At 39.1% G+C, this 19,288-nt stretch carries 18 protein-coding genes and 1 pseudogene; 10 read left to right on the forward strand and 9 right to left on the reverse strand.

The genetic code is table 11. The annotated features are described in order from the left end of the window. Positions 1 to 18 precede the first annotated feature (18 nt). The 3 genes from D1093_RS05520 to pssA all read left to right on the forward strand — a co-directional run bounded on the left by D1093_RS05520 (position 19) and on the right by pssA (position 3,566). Positions 19 to 1,902 carry an ABCB family ABC transporter ATP-binding protein/permease gene (locus D1093_RS05520; RefSeq protein ID WP_120101201.1) on the forward strand — a complete coding sequence of 628 codons (1,884 nt, stop codon included), beginning with the start codon at positions 19 to 21 and terminating at the stop codon, positions 1,900 to 1,902. Between the two features lie 113 nt (positions 1,903 to 2,015). Further along, complete coding sequence (locus D1093_RS05525) at positions 2,016 to 2,714, forward strand: phosphatidylserine decarboxylase (RefSeq protein ID WP_120101202.1); 699 nt, start codon at positions 2,016 to 2,018, stop codon at positions 2,712 to 2,714. A 9-nt stretch (positions 2,715 to 2,723) separates the two neighbouring features. Next, entirely contained in the window at positions 2,724 to 3,566 is an 843-nt protein-coding gene (gene pssA, locus D1093_RS05530; protein WP_120101204.1) for a CDP-diacylglycerol--serine O-phosphatidyltransferase, read from the forward strand. Between the two features lie 68 nt (positions 3,567 to 3,634). Here the strand turns inward: pssA and D1093_RS05535 are convergent, their stop codons facing one another. From D1093_RS05535 to rpsF, 9 genes are all read right to left on the reverse strand, one after another. Further along, positions 3,635 to 4,384 carry an SDR family NAD(P)-dependent oxidoreductase gene (locus D1093_RS05535; RefSeq protein ID WP_120101206.1) on the reverse strand — a complete coding sequence of 250 codons (750 nt, stop codon included), beginning with the start codon at positions 4,382 to 4,384 and terminating at the stop codon, positions 3,635 to 3,637. 2 nt (positions 4,385 to 4,386) lie between these two features. Beyond that, positions 4,387 to 5,877, reverse strand: a complete 1,491-nt coding sequence (gene purF / locus D1093_RS05540) for an amidophosphoribosyltransferase (RefSeq protein WP_120101208.1) — start codon at positions 5,875 to 5,877, stop codon at positions 4,387 to 4,389. A gap of 78 nt (positions 5,878 to 5,955) precedes the next feature. Then, on the reverse strand, positions 5,956 to 6,537 hold the full coding sequence (locus D1093_RS05545; protein WP_120101210.1) for a CvpA family protein: 582 nt from the start codon (positions 6,535 to 6,537) through the stop codon (positions 5,956 to 5,958). A gap of 119 nt (positions 6,538 to 6,656) precedes the next feature. Next, a complete protein-coding gene (radA, locus tag D1093_RS05550) occupies positions 6,657 to 8,054 on the reverse strand; it encodes a DNA repair protein RadA (protein WP_120101212.1) in 1,398 nt (465 codons plus the stop codon). 6 nt (positions 8,055 to 8,060) lie between these two features. Continuing rightward, positions 8,061 to 9,551: a replicative DNA helicase gene (locus tag D1093_RS05555; protein ID WP_120101214.1), complete on the reverse strand. Its 1,491-nt coding sequence runs from the start codon at positions 9,549 to 9,551 to the stop codon at positions 8,061 to 8,063. Between the two features lie 595 nt (positions 9,552 to 10,146). After that, positions 10,147 to 10,743, reverse strand: a complete 597-nt coding sequence (rplI, locus tag D1093_RS05560) for a 50S ribosomal protein L9 (protein ID WP_120101216.1) — start codon at positions 10,741 to 10,743, stop codon at positions 10,147 to 10,149. A gap of 25 nt (positions 10,744 to 10,768) precedes the next feature. Further along, positions 10,769 to 11,749, reverse strand: coding sequence for a hypothetical protein (locus tag D1093_RS05565; protein ID WP_120101218.1), 981 nt, complete (start codon positions 11,747 to 11,749; stop codon positions 10,769 to 10,771). A 151-nt stretch (positions 11,750 to 11,900) separates the two neighbouring features. After that, positions 11,901 to 12,149: a 30S ribosomal protein S18 gene (gene rpsR / locus D1093_RS05570; RefSeq protein ID WP_005773744.1), complete on the reverse strand. Its 249-nt coding sequence runs from the start codon at positions 12,147 to 12,149 to the stop codon at positions 11,901 to 11,903. After that, a complete protein-coding gene (gene rpsF, locus D1093_RS05575; RefSeq protein ID WP_120101220.1) occupies positions 12,149 to 12,556 on the reverse strand; it encodes a 30S ribosomal protein S6 in 408 nt (135 codons plus the stop codon). Before rpsF ends, rpsR begins: the two co-directional genes overlap by 1 nt. A 334-nt stretch (positions 12,557 to 12,890) precedes the next feature. On the opposite strand from rpsF, the gene D1093_RS05585 reads away from it, so the two are divergent. The 7 genes and pseudogenes from D1093_RS05585 (at position 12,891) to gmk (ending at position 19,284) form a co-directional block, all read left to right on the forward strand. Beyond that, on the forward strand, positions 12,891 to 13,478 hold the full coding sequence (locus D1093_RS05585) for an undecaprenyl-diphosphatase (RefSeq protein ID WP_120101222.1): 588 nt from the start codon (positions 12,891 to 12,893) through the stop codon (positions 13,476 to 13,478). A 78-nt stretch (positions 13,479 to 13,556) separates the two neighbouring features. Next, a complete protein-coding gene (gene fabD, locus D1093_RS05590) occupies positions 13,557 to 14,501 on the forward strand; it encodes an ACP S-malonyltransferase (protein ID WP_120101224.1) in 945 nt (314 codons plus the stop codon). A 21-nt stretch (positions 14,502 to 14,522) separates the two neighbouring features. Next, positions 14,523 to 15,260 carry a 3-oxoacyl-[acyl-carrier-protein] reductase gene (gene fabG, locus D1093_RS05595; protein ID WP_120101226.1) on the forward strand — a complete coding sequence of 246 codons (738 nt, stop codon included), beginning with the start codon at positions 14,523 to 14,525 and terminating at the stop codon, positions 15,258 to 15,260. A 261-nt stretch (positions 15,261 to 15,521) separates the two neighbouring features. Then, a complete protein-coding gene (locus D1093_RS05600; RefSeq protein ID WP_004860281.1) occupies positions 15,522 to 15,758 on the forward strand; it encodes an acyl carrier protein in 237 nt (78 codons plus the stop codon). Positions 15,759 to 15,859: 101 nt separating this feature from the next. Further along, positions 15,860 to 17,122, forward strand: a complete 1,263-nt coding sequence (gene fabF, locus D1093_RS05605; protein WP_120102351.1) for a beta-ketoacyl-ACP synthase II — start codon at positions 15,860 to 15,862, stop codon at positions 17,120 to 17,122. An 85-nt stretch (positions 17,123 to 17,207) separates the two neighbouring features. After that, positions 17,208 to 18,319: pseudogene (mltG, locus tag D1093_RS05610) on the forward strand (endolytic transglycosylase MltG). A gap of 299 nt (positions 18,320 to 18,618) precedes the next feature. Further along, on the forward strand, positions 18,619 to 19,284 hold the full coding sequence (gmk, locus tag D1093_RS05615; RefSeq protein ID WP_120101230.1) for a guanylate kinase: 666 nt from the start codon (positions 18,619 to 18,621) through the stop codon (positions 19,282 to 19,284). Positions 19,285 to 19,288 lie beyond the last annotated feature (4 nt).

A 19,288-nucleotide genomic window follows, 5' to 3' on the forward strand; every position in this document is an offset into this window, starting at 1 on the left:
TAGAGAAGTAAGGGCTTTATGAAACGCAATGAAATGACGAAAACTGTATCATCAGATACAGGGACAACTCTACACACACTTTACAATTTATGGCCTTATATGTGGCCGGTGGATCGGCGTGATCTGAAAATACGTGTACTATGGGCAGTATTTTATCTTGTTTTGTCCAAGCTCGTTCTCATATCTGTGCCGTATTTCTTTAAATATTCTACGAATGTGCTTGATACAAGCTTTCAGCTCCCTGAATGGTTTCCGTCCAGTTTGATTATCCCTATCATGCTCGTTTTGGCATACAATGTCGCGCGGATTATGCAGGCTGGATTAAATCAATTACGCGACTCCCTTTTTGCCACTGTTGGTCAATATGCTGTTCGTCAATTAGCTTATAAAACTTTTGTCCATATTCATGAGTTATCTTTACGATTTCATTTAGAGCGCCGAACTGGTGGGCTTTCTCGTGTGATTGAGCGTGGGACAAAAGGAATTGAAGCGATCGTAAGATTTTCAATTCTCAATACCGTACCGACAGTTTTAGAATTTGTATTAACGGCTCTTGTATTTTATATCAACTACGGATGGCATTATCTTCTCATTGTTGTTATAACGGTTTTACTATATACTTTTTTTACCATTAAGGCGAGTGATTGGCGTATTCGCATTCGTCAACAAATGAATACAGCAGATACTGAGGCAAATACGCGCGCTGTTGATTCTCTTTTAAATTTTGAAACGGTCAAATATTTTGGCAATGAAACTCTAGAAGCCGATCGTTTTGATGCTTCTATGGCGGGTTATGAAAAAGCCGCAACAAAGATTTGGACATCATTAAGCTGGCTTAATTTTGGTCAGGCTCTTATCTTTGGTATTGGAATGACGATCATGATGCTAATGTCGGCTTATGAAGTTTTTTATAAGACACAAACTTTAGGAGATTTTGTTTTTATTAATGCCCTTTTAATGCAACTTTCCATTCCACTGAATTTTATTGGTTCAATTTATCGTGATGTTCGACAAGGTTTAACGGATATTGAAGCGATGTTCGATCTTTTAGATGTTCAGAAAGAAATCATTGATAAATTGGATGCTAGACCATTAGAGATAAGCGATGGGACCATTCGTTTTCATCAGGTAAAATTTTCTTATGATTCGACGCGTCAGATTCTCAGAGATATTAATTTTGAAGTTCCTGGAGGAAAAACAGTCGCCATTGTCGGTCCATCGGGTGCAGGAAAATCAACTATTTCTCGGTTACTTTTTCGATTTTATGATGTTGATGCAGGTTCTATCACAATTGACGGGCAGGATATTCGTGACATAACACAAAAAAGTTTGCGTGAAGCGATTGGCATGGTCCCACAAGATACAGTGTTATTTAATGATACAATTGCCTATAATATTCGCTATGGGTGCCCAAATGCGACAGATGAAGAGGTGTACAAAGCTGCTGAAATGGCACAAATATCAAAATTTATTGAGATATTACCGGAAGGTTTTCAATCTATGGTAGGAGAGCGTGGTCTCAAATTATCAGGGGGTGAAAAACAGCGTGTGGCTATTGCACGGACACTCTTAAAAGCCCCCCCACTTCTTATTCTAGATGAAGCGACAGCAGCTCTTGATACGGCAACGGAACAGGAAATTCAACAAGCATTGGATATTGTAAGTCGTGGACGTACAACATTGATTATTGCACATCGTCTTTCTACGGTTATCAATGCTGATGAAATTTTGGTTCTTAAAAGCGGTCGTATTATTGAAAATGGGACGCATACAGAGCTCTTACGAAAGAAAGGTCTCTATGCTTCAATGTGGAATAAGCAGCTTGAAGCATCGCAAGCTGAAGAAAAATTACGTAAAATGCGTGAAGAAGATGAAACGGGTATTGTTAATCGTAAAAAATAAGGTGGGCAAAATGTAATCTCTATCTTTATATGGAGTGATTGATAAAATACATAAAAGCAAGAGGAACAAAAAGATTTATTGCTTGTTTAAGTTTACGATGAATAGGAAATGATATGAGTATTCTACAATCTGTCCATAATAGCTTTGTCCCGATTCATAAAGAAGGCTATCCTTTTATTGTAGCATTTTTTGTTATTTCGCTCATTCTTGGTTGGATATGGAGTCCGTTGTTTTGGTGTGGTCTTGTTCTCACGGTGTGGTGTATATACTTTTTTCGTGATCCAGATCGTGTGATCCCTTTGAATCCAAATTGGGTTATGTCGCCTGCAGATGGGCGTATTTCATTTGTAGAATCATGTGTTCCACCTGAAGAATTAGGCTTAGGGAAAGATGAAATGGTTCGTATTTCCATTTTTATGGACGTCTTTTCATGCCATATCAACCGTATTCCTATCAGTGGTACAGTAGAGTCTATTGTTTATCATCCAGGTAGGTTTACCAATGCGGAGTTTGATAAGGCTAGTCAGTTTAATGAGCGGAATGGGGTGGTCATTGAGAGCAAGCATGGTAAAATTGCTATCGTACAAATAGCAGGGATGTTTGCTCGTAGGATTGTTTGTTGGTCAAAAGAAAATGATGCTGTTATCACGGGAGAGCGATTTGGGTTGATTCGTTTTGGTTCTCGCCTTGATATTTATATACCAACTGAAATGAAATTGCGTGTTGCGGTTGGACAGACAGCCATCGCTGGAGAGACAGTTTTAGGGTCTTTTGATGATAAGAGTGCTACAACGGATTTCAGATACGATTAGGGCCACCCAATGAAAAATTTTTCGCCATTTTCTTCATTCAATCCTGAGGGGCAGCATGATGATATTGCAAGTCGGCGACGTTCATCGACCTCAATGCGCTATGTTATTCCCAATATCATTACTATTTTGGCAATTTGCGCAGGGATGAGCAGCATTCGTTTAGCTTTTGAGAATCGCTATGAGGCTGCTATTTTAATGGTGCTTTTGGCTGCAGTTCTAGATGGTGCTGATGGTCGCATTGCACGTTTAATAGATGGGAGTTCATCTTTCGGGGCACAGATGGACTCTCTTGCTGATATTGTCAATTTTGGTGTTACCCCTGCGCTTATTGTTTATTCTTTTATTTTGAATCAAGCACACCACATTGGTTGGGTTGCAGCTCTTGTTTATTGTGTTGCTTGTTGTTTGCGATTAGCGCGTTTTAATGTGATGTTGGATAATGCTGATATCCCACAATGGCAGAAAAGTTATTTTGTTGGTGTTCCTGCACCTGCAGGAGCGTTACTCCTTTTATTACCTACCTATTTAGGTGCTCTTGGTTTGGTCCCCAATTGGGGGTGGGCATTGTTTTTTAGTCTTTATACAGTCATTATCGCTTTTCTTTTGATTAGTCGCCTACCAGTGTGGAATGCAAAGACAATTGATCAAAACTTGAGGCGTGATATCGTTATACCCTGCATGTTGGTCATTGTTATTTATGTCGGTTTTCTTGCGACTTACACATGGAAAACTTTATTGATTACAGCTGTTAGCTATATGATTTTTCTCCCCTGTAGTTTCGTTGCTTATAATAAACGGGCCGCTTTAGAAGAGAAAAAGGCTGATGCTAAAAAAGCTAGCCAAGAATCATAAACTGCTTCATTCTTTTGTTAAGAAGTGCAGGAAAGAGAGAGATTGGTCTATTTACATTTCAGATGATATCAATGAGGGGCATAATAATCCACAAACCGATTTTCACGGACATTAAAGAGTTTTCCAGTTTCCTTTAAATCAGGTGAGAGCAAATGGACTATTTTTTTTGCAACCTCTTGTGGTGAGGGGAGCGTTTCTGGATCTTCACCAGGCATAGCTTCAGCGCGCATAGCTGTACGTGTGGCTCCAGGGTTGACACAATTAATCTTAATAGGAGTTTGTTTGAGTTCTTCTGCCCAACAACGAGCAATCATTTCTAAAGCCGCTTTAGAGGCTGCATAAGCCCCCCAGAAAGAGCGTGCAACATGAGCAACGCTTGAGGATAACAAGATGGCTCGTCCAGCGTCAGATTCACGTAATAAAGGCTCAACAGCTTTTATTAAGCGCCATTGGCTGAAAAGATTGATTTGAAAGACATCTTCAAAGACCGTATTTTCTATATGCGCTATTGGTGAGAGTGTTCCAAGGATTCCTGCATTTGCAACGATAATATCGAGTTTTTTCCAGCGATTGGCAATTGAGAGTGCAAGAGCATCGATGTTTTCCATATGATGTAAATCGAGCGGAACGAGGGTAGCAAGAGCCCCTTTTTTTCGGATTTGATTGTCCAATTCAGTCAGTCCGCTGACTGTTCGTGCAAGAGCAATAATATGAGCACCGCGTGCAGCAAGCTCGAGAGCTAAATAATATCCAATTCCTCTTGATGCACCAGTAACAAGTGCGATACGCCCATGGAGACTAAAGTCACGTTTTGTCATCATTAATCTCTTGTTTTAAGGACAGATGATTGATGAATTTTGGAGAGGTTTTCTTGATCAACCAGATGCGTAGGATAATATCCAGTAAAATAATGGTCAGTAAATTGTGGATCGGCGTTATTTCGTTTTTCTCCTGCTACAGCAAGATATAATCCATCTGTTGAAAGAAATTCTAAAGAGTCTGCTCCAATAAAATTGCACATAGATTTTAAATCTGGATATTGATTCGCTAAAAGGCTTTCGGCTTTAGGTGTATCAATGCCATAAAAGTCAGGATAGAAAATCATAGGGCTAGAGACGCGCATATGAACTTCTTTTGCTCCTGCATCGCGAAGCATTCGCACAATTTTAAGGGATGTTGTTCCTCGTACAATAGAGTCATCAACCAGAATAACCCGTTTTCCTTCAATCACAGGACGATTTGCCGAATGTTTTAACTTGACGCCAAAAGCGCGAATTTGTTGTGTTGGTTCGATAAAAGTGCGGCCAACATAGTGATTACGAATAATACCAAGCTCGAAGGGAATTCCAATTTCTTGTGCATAGCCAATCGCTGCAGGTGTTCCACCATCAGGAACAGGGACCACAACATCGCCCTCACAAGGGGCTTCCTGTGCTAAACGAATTCCCATATTTTTGCGTGTTGTATAAACGCTACGCCCTCCAACAATTGAGTCCGGTCGGGCAAAATAAACATATTCAAATAAGCAAAGTTTTTCTGGTTTTGTATTTTCTGGTTTTATAATTTTTTTGGTAATTTCCCCATTTTTTTGTATTTCACAGATAATGATTTCTCCATTTTTAACATCACGGACATATTTTGCTCCAATAATATCAAGAGCACACGTTTCAGAACAAAAGATTGGCTTTCCATCAAGTTCTCCCATCACGAGAGGTCTAATTCCTGTTGGATCGCGTGCCGCAATAAGCTTTGTACGTGTGAGTGCTAACATAGCATACCCACCTTCTACTTGCCGAATTGCATCAACAAAACGATCAGAAGAGGATTCATAACGCGAGCGGGCAATAAGATGGAGAAAAACTTCTGAATCTGATGTTGATTGACAGATAGCACCAGAAGCGATGAGTTCACGGCGCAATGTAAGACCATTGGTAAGATTACCATTATGCGCAATAGCAATACCCCCAGCTTTCAATTCAGCAAAAAGGGGTTGAACATTGCGTAATGCCACTTCTCCAGTTGTTGAATAACGGGTATGTCCAATAGCGCGATTCCCTGGTAAGCGTGCAAGTGTTGCGGGGTTTGTATAGTGATCACCAACGAGACCTAAATGCTTTTCTTGATGAAATATTTTATTATGATAAGAAACAATCCCAGCTGCTTCTTGCCCACGATGCTGAAGTGCGTGGAGTCCAAGAGCGGTTAACGTTGCAGCATCTTCATGCCCAAGAATACCAAAAACCCCACATTCTTCATGAAGGGTATCATCATCTAATGAAAATTCTTGGCAGGAAATATCGCTTTTTATCATCATATTCTTTCAGTTGTGATATGGAAGAATCATCCATATCACATTTTACATCATTTAGTTCTCTTTCCGCATGAAAAGCTATTCTCCATTTTTAAGAAGCGTTTTTTCATGAGGTTGTTTCTTATTCGTATGTTTATCGCTGTCTTTAAACAAATTTTCTGCCTTTTCGAGAACAGATCCAAGATCTTTTGGAAGTATTTCCCAAACTTTTTGTCCCAGTGAATCCAAAATAGGCCTTGTTTTGGCATTTTTTAACCAGTCTGCTTGGTGCTCGGGTTTAATAAGTGCATTAATCAGCAACATACCGATGACCATAATCAGTAAACCGCGAAGTGCTCCAAAAATAAAACCAATAGTACGGTCAAGGATACCAACTCGACTATCAATAATAAAATCGGAGATTTTCATGGTAATAATCGAAGTAATAATGAGAACAACAATAAAAATTGTGACCAATGTTGTGATCAATGCAATCATTTTATTAGAGAGATATTGTTCAAAGAAAGGTAAGACAGGCTTGAATAAAAACAGTGTCGTAACAGCTGCAATTGCCCAAGAAACCAACGATAATACTTCACGTGAAAATCCTCGAAGCATAGCAAGAAAAGCGGACAACAGGATGACTACTACGACAATTCCATCAAGGATTGTTATGATCATTTGTTTGTTCCTTATACATAAAGTTGTGTTCTTTAAATCTGTGTGCAAATATATTTTTGTTAGGTCATTTTTTATTCTTATAGCAAGGATATTTTATATTTTATAGCGTTTTTTCTATATTATCCTGCCTGTGGTGTAGACCATTTTTTACTTGTGGTAAGCGTGGCAACGAGTTCGGGAAGGTCGGAGAAAGTTTTTTGTTGAAAATTAAGCGACTTCATCATTTCGGTTGTTGTCGTAGGGTGAAATGCCCCTTGAAAGCCGAGTTTTTTTGCCTCATTGATGCGTTGTGCTGAATGTGCAACAGCGCGTGTCGCTCCTGAAAGACTAACTTCACCAAAATATACATAATCCGTTGGCAAAGGGATATTGGCAAGAGAAGAGACCAAAGCAGCAGCTACAGCTAAATCAGCAGCAGGCTCTGATATACGATATCCACCTGCCACGTTCAGATAGACATCATGCTGTCCAAAACGAATGCCACAATGGGCTTCTAAAACGGCGAGAATCATAGAAAGACGATTTCCATCCCATCCGACAACCGCACGTCGTGGTGTTCCAAGAGAAGAAGGAGCAACAAGCGCTTGAATTTCTACCAATATCGGGCGTGTTCCTTCCATACCGGCGAAAACAGCAGCACCTGGTGCTTTTTCATTGCGTTCCCCTAGAAACAATTCGGATGGATTAATCACTTCGCGTAATCCTTTATCAGACATTTCAAAGACACCAATTTCATCTGTTGGTCCGAAGCGATTTTTTACAGTTCTAAGAATGCGATAATGATGCCCTCCTTCACCCTCAAAATAGAGAACGCCATCAACCATATGTTCAACGACCCGAGGGCCAGCAATTTGTCCATCTTTTGTCACATGACCAACAAGAACAACAGCAGCGCCTGTTTTCTTGGCAAAGCGTATCATAGCTTGAGCACCAATACGGACTTGTGTGACAGTGCCCGGTGCTGAATCTGCTATATCTGACCATAGGGTTTGAATCGAATCGATAATCACCATATCAAGGTTTTTATGCTCGCTTAAGGTTGCTAGAATATCTTCAACATTGGTTTCAGCAGCAAGTTTCACCTCTGTATTATGAGCGCCAAGCCTTTGCGCGCGCAGACAAATTTGCGCAATAGCCTCTTCACCTGAGACATAGATAACATTATGCCCTTTGCGTGATAAAGCCGCAGCTGTTTGTGTGAGCAATGTTGACTTTCCGATACCGGGGTCACCCCCAACAAGGAGTGCTGATCCACGGACAAAGCCCCCACCAGTAACACGATCAAGTTCAGCAATACCAGAATGAATACGTGGAGCATCTTGGAGATTTCCGGAAAGAGATGTAAGGGCGACGATGCGTCCTTTACGCGTATTCTGCTTAGGACCACTTCCTATGCCACCATCTATATTTTCTTCAACAAGAGAATTCCATTCTCCACAGGCGCTACATTTCCCGGCCCAACGAGAATGGACGGTTCCACAATTTTGACAGATAAATTGAATACGGTTCCGTACCATGGTGATTTAACCGATTTGTTCTGGAAGATAATTGCTATCTGCCAGATCACTAAAGCGTGTGAAATCAGATTGAAAGGCAAGGGATATGATTCCTGTCGGACCATGACGCTGTTTTGCAACAATGACATCAGCTTTCCCCATAATTTTATCCATTTCATCTTGCCATTTTTGATGTTCCAAAGTACCTAATTTGGGTTCTTCATTTTTGAAATAATATTCTTCACGATAGACAAAAAGGACGATGTCGGCATCTTGCTCGATAGAACCAGATTCACGTAAGTCAGAGAGTTGTGGACGTTTATCCGTTCTATTTTCGACTTGACGTGAGAGTTGAGAGAGAGCGATAATAGGAACATTCAATTCTTTCGCTAATGCTTTTAACCCTGTGGTAATTTCTGTAATTTCTTGAACACGATTTTCAGATGAACGCTTTGAGCTACTTGTCATGAGTTGGATATAATCAATAAACAAGACATCCAAGCCATGTTGTCGCTTGAGGCGCCGAGCACGGGCAGCCAGTTGCGTAATTGATATTCCCCCAGTTTGATCAATATAAAGGGGGGCTTTTTGGAGCTGGTTCACTGCACGGATGATTTTTGAAAATTGTTCATCTGAAATGTTCCCCCGTCGAATATCAGAAGAAGAGACTTCTGTTTGTTCAGAAATAATACGTGTTGCAAGCTGCTCTGAGGACATTTCAAGTGAGAAGAACCCAACAACGCCGCCCTCATTGTCTTGGATATTACCATTATGATTATAAGCATTGGCAATATTAAAGGCAATGTTGGTTGCTAGTGAAGTTTTACCCATACCGGGGCGTCCCGCAAGGATAATTAAGTCAGATGCTTGTAATCCCCCCATTTTTTCATCAAGTGTTTTAATATGGGTAGCTATCCCCGATAATTGTGAAGAACGCTGTTTCGCAGCACTTGCCATATCCAGTGCTTTTTTTACAGCCTCGTTAAAATTTTCAAATCCGCCTCCATATTTCCCTTTTTCTGCTAGCTCAAATAACTGATTTTCAATAGTTTCAATTTGTTTGGAAGGCGAAAACTCTACAGGAGCATCAAAGGCTGTATTGACAACTTCAGTTCCAAGATTAATCAAAGAACGACGGATAAAAAGATCATAAATAACGCGTCCATAATCTTCAGCGTTAATAATGGTGACTGCTTCTTTGGCTAAGCGAACAACATACTGGTAGACAGTAATATCTCCAATTTTCTCTTCCATTTGGATATAAGGCTTGATCGTAACCGGATCTACAAGTTTTCCTGTTTTAATAAGGTGAGATAAAACAGCATAAATCTTTTGATGCAACGGTTCAAAAAAATGTTCTGGCTTTAGAAAATCCGAAACGCGGTCGAGAGAATCATTGTTGATAAAGATAGCACCAAGTAATGCCTGTTCAGCTTCAATATTATGTGGAAGTTGCCGAAAAGAAGGGGAAGCTTCTTTTTTCGAAGAGCTGATATTAACAACGCTAGTTTCTTCCATAAACTTTTCCCACTAAAACTCCAAGTCTAGCGACTTTAGGCAATAAATTGAAAATCTTACATTAAAAGAATAGAGCTACAAAGCTTCATTTTAAGTTAAAATCATATCATTTTTAAAAACTTTCTTCTCACTGCTCATTTATCATTCGCGTATTATTTATATAGCATCTATTTCGTGTGTTTTATTTTTATAATATATGATTTTAAGTGGTAGTTTCAGCACTCTAAATCGAAATACTTTGAAATTATGTGATTTTAAAATTCTAATACTGGTGTAAGTAGAATGACTTCTTTATAAGTGGAATCATTGTAGATCACGCGACGATATCATTAACTTACCGCTCATGCAAAATTCACTCTTAAGGGTAGAGCTTTAAATTATTTTTGCTTTTATGCTGGAGAAGCAAAAGCATTTCTCCTTATTGCTGTTATTATTTTTGGTATGGGATGTTCTTATATGCCATATCTCCAATTTTTCATAAAAATTAGTTCTTTACATATAAAAACCATAAAATACTCAGCTTTAAGGCATGAGTATTTTATGACCAATATTTTAAATAGAATCAAATATATAAAACAGAAAGCAAAAGAAGCAATTAAGCTTCTTGATGAGCATTTTTTATATCGTTGTCATTAATTTTTTCTGCCAACAATTCTTCCTGATTTTCTTCTAATATTTCTTCTTGAATATCATATATTTTTTCAGCAGAAGTAAGCGTTTCACCTTCTGCTTGGCGTTGTGCTTCACTGGTAGAGCGTGCAACGTTAATAACCACAGAAATTTGAACTTCAGGATGGAGGCTAAGAGTAATCGTATGAAGACCGATCATTTTTATTGGATGATTAAGTTCAATTTGATTTCGCCCAATAGAGAATCCTTCATGTGTTATGATTTCAGCAATATCACGCGTTGACACAGATCCATAAAGTTGTCCTGTTTCACCAGCAGAACGAACAGCAATAAATGATTGACCATCAAGTTTTTCAGCAATTTTTTGTGCTTCACTTTTGCGTTCAAGATTACGTGCTTCAAGTTGTGCGCGTTGGATCTCAAAATGTTTTTTATTTTCTTCATTTGCGCGTAAAGCTTTCCCTTGAGGCAAGAGAAAATTACGTGCATAACCATCTTTCACTGAGACAATATCACCCATCTGACCAAGACGAGGAATGCGCTCAAGTAGAATAATATCCATAGTTTTTCCTTTCGAACAAATAAATTTAGGGAAGTTTTTTGTGTGATTGAAAGTTGTATTGAATAGCAGCCCAAATGCCCATCAAAAGCATCATACAAGAAACAGGTAGGAAAAAAACGACAGTTAAAATAGCAATATAAACAAAGGAAAGTATAATAACCCGACCGCTAACCCCTTTTGTAATATTATGAAGATATGCTAGACCACTAATTGATATGATAACAGTATAGGCAGAGCTAAAGACAAGTGTCCCCAAATGAAGAGAATCGTTCAATTCAGCCATTGAGGCGATGGAAACAAGGATGAAAATGACAATTCCAGAAATTGGAAGGCGAAGAGTTTTGCTCCAGTCATCTCGAGGTCTTTTCAGCCACTTCATATATTGGGCTGTTATCATTGAAAAGTAAAGATTACCAATGAGAAAAATCAAACTATAAAATACCAAAGCGATAGCTGCTAAAGTTGCAGCATGTGCCATTAAAAATTCACTAAAATTAAGCATATTAGCTTCTTGTAATGATGGCAATTGTTTTAAAGTTTGTGCGATGTTTTCAATGATTTTTTTTGCAATGAGAGGAGTATTTGAACTGGCTTTCACATAGAGTCCAATGAAGGTGACTATAAGAGCAATAAAGTTAGTTAAATGAAAAATAACGGATGATAATGGGTACCATATTAATGTGTTTTCTTGTTGCGCTGGTCGTGCTAATCCAAGAAGCCAAGAGGCATAAACAGCAGGAAGAAAAAATAACAGCATAAGCCCAAGAGCAATATAGATGTCCGTGGCAATGAAAAGAACAACAGTCGCACTTATCAAAGCAACGAAGCTGGCAAATGTTCCTTGACCGAACGCAACAATAAAGATTGGCAATGAAAAAAAACAGCCAAGAAAAAAAGAAAAAAAGGGAGCGATATTGGCAACACTGATGATTGCCATGCCTATCACAACAGCAAACAATCCCGCCAAAACACCAGTTAATATCTCATCAGTACGATTTTTTTTCATTTGTCGCTGTCCTGCTTTTTGCAGTTAGAGGCATGTTGATACCTCAACTTTTACATTTAATAGCTTAGCATAGAATACAATAAGCTATTTTTCTAAACCCTATAAGAAAAGCAACTGGAGAATTTCTCCAGTTGCAAAGTATCTTGATCGTTTACTTTATAACGTATGGAAGTAAGCCTAAAAAGCGAGCGCGTTTGATAGCATTAGCTAATTCACGCTGTTTTTTCTGACTAACAGCCGTAATTCGTGAAGGAACAATTTTTCCACGTTCAGAAATATAACGTTGTAACAATTTGATATCTTTATAATCAATTTTAGGCGCATTAGCCCCTGAAAAAGGACATGTTTTACGACGACGATGAAAAGGGCGACGTGCAGAGTTTTGATTCGTATCAGTCATCATTCTACCTCTTCAATAGCATTTTCACGTTGACGACGTGGGGAGCGAGAGCGCTCCTCATCCTGACCAGCGTGCGCATTGCGATCAAGGTGCGAAAGCATCGCAGATTTTTCTTTTTCGTGTTTTTCTACACGAATGGTCATATAGCGCAAAATATCTTCATTGATTCGCATCTGACGCTCCATTTCAGCAATTGCTGCAGCTGGTGCATCAATATTGACCAAGACATAATAAGCTTTACGGTTTTTACGAATACGATAAGCAAGAGGACGAAGTCCCCAATTTTCTATACGCCCAACTTTTCCACCGTGCGTTTCAATGACGCCTTTGTAAAGGCTCAAAAGTTCATCGACTTGCTGCGGTGCAACATCTTGTCGGGCAAGGAACATATGTTCATAAAGAGCCATTGTTTTGCCTTTCTTCAATTAAATTTTACCGGTTTTAGCGCAAAGCCTCTGCGACTTGCCTTTTTGGGAAATCCAAAGAAGAAAGGACGCGTTTATAATTTGAGACATCTCAGAGCGGAGACACGGGAGGCCGGAAACATTGTATTTCCTACTGATATTTTACAGCCCTCCGTTCAACCTCCAGCTAAATGCCGGCAAAGAACATTTCATATCTACAGGTTATCTTTTAAAATAGCAAGTTTATACACATAAAAAAATAGATTTATTAAATCCTGATATATTTCCCTCTTCTATAAAGAGGTAATACTGTAACATACAGGTAAAGGAGAAAAAAATGGACTTTTTAAACCAGATTGATGTTACGCTCTTTAAGATATTTGTCGGCAATCATCAGTCTTGGTCAATTTTAGTTTTATTTAGTATTTTTTGCGCAAAGTTTTTAATTTACATGATTCCTCTTCACCTTTGTATATTGTGGTTTTGTGGTGGGGAAAGGGAACGATGTGTCGTGTTAAGCATTTGCATGAGCATTAGCATAGCCCTTTTGATAGGTTATCTTATTTCTCTCATTTATTTTCATCCACGCCCATTCGTTGTAGGATTGACGACACCGCTGATTAAACATCGAGCAACAGCTTCTTTCCCTAGTAATCATGCCTTGACCATTGCAGCTTATACAGCAAGCTTTTATTTTTACCGATATAAAGGTACTTTTAAATTTGCTATGGTGTTTTTATGCTTGATCTGTTGGGCACGCATCTTTGTAGGGGTACATTATCCCTTTGATATTTTAGCAGGTACCATTTTAGGAAGTCTCATAAGTTTGGGAATTATTCAGTTTATAGCTCCATATTTTCCTAAGTTTTTATATCAAATTCCACCCTTAAGATATAATTTGAAGAGAGATACTCGTTCTAAATAAAGCACTTTATCTTGACTTTTTGCGGATGAATAAGGTCAAAAGAAAATAAGTTAATGGCACAATTTTAGGAGTCGATGAATGGGTGCAGCTTTTATTTTTCCAGGGCAAGGGAGTCAACTCGTTGGGATGGGGAAGGCGCTTGCAGAGCAATTTTGTGCGGCGCGAATGGTTTTTGAGGAAGTTGATGATGCTTTGAGTGAGAAATTATCAGAGATCATTTTTGAAGGACCAGCAGATGTCTTAACGTTAACAGCCAATGCACAACCAGCATTAATGGCTGTATCCATGGCTGTCATTCGTGTGATGGAACAATTAGGGCTTCGTATAGAAGCAAAGGTAAAGTTTGTTGCCGGTCATTCTTTAGGCGAATATTCAGCTCTTTGTGCTGCTGGTACATTCAGTCTTACAGATACGGCAAGGCTTTTGCGCATTCGTGGCAATGCCATGCAGGCTGCTGTTCCAGTTGGTGAAGGCGCTATGGCAGCACTTATCGGTTTGGAAGAGCACGTGGTAGAAGAAATTTGCAAAACTGTTTCTGGAGAAGGACTATGCCAGATTGCCAATGATAATGGTGGTGGGCAAATTGTTATTTCAGGTGCAGCAAAAGCCGTTGAGATAGCGGTAGAGATTGCATCAACAAAAGGTGCAAAACGTGCACTTCTTCTTCCAGTTTCTGCACCTTTTCATTCGTCTTTAATGCAGCCTGCTGCGGATGCCATGAAGAAAGCGCTTTTGACTGTTAACAAAGCAGCCCCTATTATTCCTTTGATTGCTAATGTTTCTGTTGCACCAGAAAGTGATCCTGAACGTATTGCTACTCTTCTTGTTCAACAAGTAACAGGCAGGGTACGGTGGCGTGAAACAATAGAATGGATGGGTTCTCATGGGGTTGATACGCTTTTTGAAGTTGGTTCTGGAAAAGTATTAACAGGTTTAACACGTCGTATTAACAAGGATATAAAGGGGGTAACAATTGGAACAGTTGATGAAATAGAATCAGCGCTAGGAATACTTGGCGTTTAATCTATGAAGGAGTTTAAAAACATGTTTAGATTAACAGGACGTAAAGCTCTTGTAACGGGGGCATCAGGAGGAATTGGTGAGGCAATAGCACGTTGTTTCCATGCAAGGGGAGCCATTGTTGGACTTCATGGAACACGTGAAGACAAGCTTAAAGAATTGGCAGCAGAATTAGGACAGAATGTTTTTGTGTTTCCCACTAATCTTTCTGAACGTCAATCGATTAAACAATTGGCTGAAGTTTCAGAAAAAGAAATGGATGGCGTTGATATTTTGGTTAACAATGCGGGAATCACTCGGGATGGTCTTTTTTTGCGTATGCAAGATAAAGACTGGGATGATGTCTTAGAAGTTAACCTAACAGCTGCTTCTCTTTTGACGCGTGAATTAGTGCATTTTATGATGCGCCGTCGTTATGGAAGGGTTATTAATATTACATCTGTTGTTGGTGTTGTGGGCAATCCTGGACAAACGAATTATTGTGCTGCAAAAGCAGGCTTGATAGGTTTTTCTAAAGCATTGGCACAAGAAATTGCTTCACGAAACATTACCGTCAATTGTATTGCTCCAGGATTTATTAAATCTGCCATGACAGATAAGCTTAATGAAAAGCAAAAAGAAGCCATTATGGCTGCAATTCCAATGAAGCGTATGGGGAGCGGGCAAGAAATAGCCACAGCTGCTGTTTATCTAGCGAGCGATGAAGCAGCCTATATGACAGGTCAAACACTGCATATTAATGGTGGAATGGCAATGATTTAAGTATTTTCTTGTATTCCACATTGATTTATAAGCTGTATTATTTTAGATAGTAACGATTGAAATGGAAAGATGCGCTATTTCTTTAACATGGTCGTTGATCAATTGATGTCGGAATGTTAGATTGGTTCATTTTTTAGGGGATATCCACAGGATGTTTTAAATCATTGCTAAAATCTTTTAAAGGAATGCATCTATTGCTTGATTAGATGGGCCGATATAGTTAACCAAATTATAGGAAAATATAAATTCGAGGATTTCAACATGAGTGATACAGTAGAGCGCGTTAAGAAAATTATTGTGGAACATCTTGGGGTTAATGCTGATAAAGTCGTGGAAAATGCGAGTTTTATCGATGATCTAGGGGCTGATAGCCTTGATACGGTTGAGCTCGTTATGGCTTTTGAAGAAGAATTTGGTGTAGAGATTCCAGATGAAGCTGCTGAAACGATTTTCACAGTTGGTGATGCAGTCAAATTCATTGATAAAGCTTCTGCATGATGATTAAAGGGCAAAGGCATTTATTGCTTTTGCCTGTGTTCTTCGGGGCTCTTTTGAAAAGAGAGCTTTGAGAGTTGAAGTTTAGTTCAGGGTTAGAAGTTATGAGACGTGTTGTTATTACTGGTTTAGGATTGGTATCTCCGTTGGCTGGTAATATTGAATATAGTTGGAAACGGCTTCTTGAAGGGAGAAGTGGTGTTCGACGTATTACTGAATTTGATGTGTCTGATTTGCCATGCCAGATTGCAGCGCGTATCCCCTTAGGTGATGGAACAGAGGGGACCTATAATGCTGATTTATATATGGAACCTAAAGAGCAACGGAAGGTTGATGCATTTATTGTTTATGCAATGGCTGCTGCTAACCAAGCACTTACAGATGCTGAATGGTTTCCTAAGAGTGAAGAAGATCAGATTTGTACAGGGGCATTAATTGGTTCGGGGATTGGAGGGATTGAGGGCATTGTTGAAGCTGGTTATACGCTTCGTGATAAAGGTCCGCGCCGTGTTTCTCCTTTTTTTATTCCAGGTCGTTTGATTAATCTTGCTTCTGGTTATGTGTCTATTCAATATGGTTTACGGGGACCTAATCATTCGGTTGTGACAGCTTGTTCGACAGGGGCTCATGCGATCGGTGATGCGGCACGTTTGATTATGTTCGGTGATGCAGATGTCATGGTGGCAGGGGGGACTGAATCTCCGATAAATCGAATATCTCTTGCGGGCTTTTCTGCTTGTAGAGCTCTTTCTACTTGTCGCAATGATGATCCTGAGCGGGCCTCGCGTCCTTATGATGCTGATCGTGATGGTTTTGTGATGGGGGAGGGAGCGGCGGTTGTTGTTTTAGAAGAGCTAGAACATGCCAAAAGACGAGGAGCGCGTATTTATGCTGAGATTATCGGCTATGGTTTATCGGGGGATGCTTACCACATCACAGCGCCTTCAGAAAGTGGTGAGGGGGCTCAGCGGAGCATGATGGCCGCTCTTAAGCGAGCGCAAGTGGATGTGAGTGAGCTTGATTATATTAATGCTCATGGTACATCAACGATGGCTGATTCCATAGAGTTAGCAGCTGTTGAACGTGTTTTAGGAAATTATGCACCACAAGTTTCTATGTCATCAACGAAATCTTCTATCGGGCATTTACTTGGTGCAGCAGGTGCTGCTGAGGCTATTTTTTGTGTTTTAGCTATACGGGATAATATAGCGCCAGCGACGCTTAATCTTGACAATCCATCGATTGAAACGAAAATTGATCTTGTCCCGCACAAACCACGTGAACGAAAGATTGATACGATTCTTTCCAATTCTTTTGGATTTGGTGGGACAAATGCATCGTTGGTTATGCGACGTTTTAGGGGATAAAAAGTATTTTTATTTAATTTCTGCTTTTGAATTTTCACCTTTATTATAAGGTTAATGAGAAATTGTAATATTGTCCTTAATCGCTATAGGGGGGTATGTTCTATGTGGAAAATCATTAAAGGATGTAAATGATCCCTCTTCGAATCATTAAGCGGATAGTTAGGCATGTTAACACATAAAAAACAAAGGAAATCATCTATCGTTCGTAATCCTTTGGTTATTCTTGGTCATTTTTTTCTCATGCTGATTGTGCTTATTCTTTTCGGCATAAGTATTCCTCTTTATATTGGAAAAAGTATTTTTGAAGAAAAGGGAAAAATTGAGGAAGAACAAGTTCTTCTTATCCATCCGGGAACAGGAATTCGTGAAATTGCTTCATTGCTAGAAAAACGTGGTTTCATTCGATCATCAGATATTTTTGTTTATGGGGTTGGTTATCACAAAAATACAAGCCACCTAAAGGCTGGTGAATATTTAATTCCAGCTCATGCTTCAATGCACGATATTATGGATATTCTTGTGAAAGGAAAATCCATTGAATATACATTTACAGTACCAGAAGGTTTAACGGTTCAGCAAGTTTTCGATCGATTAGCAGCAAATGAGATTTTGATTGGGGATCTTCCAAAAAGGTTGCCTGCAGAGGGGTATTTGATGACGGATACTGTTCGCTTTATTCGGGGGACAACGCGTCAAGAAATTATAAACAGATTGTATGAGGGACAGAAAAAATTAATTCATGCGATATGGGCTACACGTTCCCCTGACTTACCCATTAAATCAGTTGATGAATTTGTCATATTGGCCTCAATTGTTGAGAAAGAAACAGGCGTTGCAGCAGAGAGACCAATGGTTGCTGCGGTATTTTATAATCGCCTTGCAAAGCACATGCGTCTTCAATCGGATCCAACGGTCATTTATGGTCTATTTGGAGGAAAAGGAAAGCCATCGGGGCGTGCAATTTACCGTTCAGATCTTGAGAAGGAAACACCCTATAATACCTATAAAATTAATGGTTTGCCTCCAACCGCTATTGCAAATCCAGGTCGCGATTCATTGAAGGCGGTGGCACATCCACCAAGCAGTGATGTGCTTTATTTTGTTGCTGATGGTTCAGGAGGACATGTTTTCTCTCGAACCTTAGAGGAACATAATATGAATGTTCGAAAGTGGCGGGAATTGAAGGCAAAACATTGATGTATAATGATATAACATCTTTTGGCATCCTAAATGTGAACTCCACATAGAGTAAGATTTTTCACCTTAAACTTTTGATGAGAATGATGAAAAATTATTTTCTTGTATGTTATAAGTGGGATTAGCGTATATACAAAATATTTAAGAGAGAAATTAATATATTTCTGATAAATTATCTTAATAAAAGTGCGAAATAGCATTGAGAACTGCTAAAGAACACAAATTGATTAGGGAAAAGATTGAGATAAAATGTGTCGTTCAAATTTTGAAGAAAAATTTATACAAAGTAGAGTGGTATAATGACAGTCATTGAAAGTGAATTGAATACTCTAAAAACAAATCAACGCCGCGGTTTTTTATTTATTCTCTCTTCACCTTCAGGGGCTGGTAAGTCAACAATTTCTGGGTTACTTCTCAAAGATCAACAATTAGAGCTTTCTGTCAGTGTGACCACAAGGAAAAAGCGTCCCAGTGAAGTAGATGGACTCCACTATCACTTTATTTCAAAGGAAGAATTTGAATATAAACGTGATAGAGATGAATTTATTGAATGGGCAGAAGTACATGGGAATTATTACGGCACGTTACGTGAAACTGTTGAAAATGCATTGAGTACTGGTCGTGATATGTTATTTGATATTGATTATCAAGGCACCAAGCAGATGCAAAAAAAGATGCCAAGAGATACAGTATCTGTTTTTATTCTTCCACCATCCATGAAAGAGCTTGTTTCACGTTTACATCGTCGAGCAGAAGATAGTCAAGATATCATCAATTTACGATTGGAAAATGCACGAACGGAGCTAACACATTGGTGTTCTTACGATTATGTGGTTATTAATGAAGATTTAGATCAGTCTTTATCACTTATTAAATCGATTTATTTAGCTGAAACAGTGAAACGCGAGAGATGTGCTTTTCTTAGCTCTTTTGTTGATAGACTTATTGCTGAGAAGATTGATTAATATT

This window comes from Bartonella kosoyi (genome assembly GCF_003606325.2).
GTDB classification, from domain to species: domain Bacteria; phylum Pseudomonadota; class Alphaproteobacteria; order Rhizobiales; family Rhizobiaceae; genus Bartonella; species Bartonella kosoyi.